Raw genomic sequence first — 695 nt, forward strand, 5'->3', positions numbered from 1 at the left:
CCGGCGGCGGTGGCACTGGCTGCTGCCTCCTCTGCCTTAATGGATGCTTCACGGGCCGATGATGCAGCTACTGTCTCCGAGCCTGCCGCAGCTGAGGCGCTCTGTTCCGCTGCCGTTTCAGAAGACTTAGCATTCGTCTCGGACGTTTTTGCCGCCTTCGCGGAATTTCCTGCCGCCGTTGCCGAGGAGGCTGCACTGCTGGCGCTTGTGGAGGCGTTCGTTTCTGATGATTTTGCCGCCTCTTTGGAGGCAGCCGCATCTCTGGCTGAAGTGGCGGCTTCTGACGCTTTCGTCGTCGCAGTGGATGCAGAAGTGGCTGCTGATTGTTGTGACGCTGCCGCATTCGTTTCTGACGTTTTCGCGGCACCGGCACTGGTGGCCGCCGCGCTTTTTGAGGACTCTGCAGCGGCAGCACTTTTTGACGCTTCCGTGGCCTTTGTTGATGCTGTTCCTGCGCTGGAAGATGCTGACTGAGCAGACGATGCGGCCTGTCCGGCTGACGTGCTGGCTGCGCGTGCTGAGTCCGCAGCATCAGTCGCATGGGTTGCCGCCTCACTGGCTGATGTGCTGGCATCGCTGGCTGACTTCTTCGCGGCTGCCGTGTTCTGTGCCACTGCGGACGCGTTACGCGCCACCTCTTCCACCATCAGTTCAAAACGGCGCAGTGCCTCCGGACGGGCATCATCCTCCGTCAT

The 695-nt window shown here is 61.3% G+C and carries 1 protein-coding gene; it reads right to left on the bottom strand.

Features of this window, described 5'->3' with window-relative positions; all coding sequences use genetic code 11:
• Positions 1-695: prophage tail fiber N-terminal domain-containing protein (locus K0335_RS22145; RefSeq protein WP_219394160.1), on the bottom strand; the 695-nt coding region annotated here is incomplete at both ends.

The sequence above is a fragment of the Escherichia sp. GZ89 genome, assembly GCF_019366485.1.
In the GTDB taxonomy this organism is placed as follows: domain Bacteria; phylum Pseudomonadota; class Gammaproteobacteria; order Enterobacterales; family Enterobacteriaceae; genus Escherichia; species Escherichia fergusonii.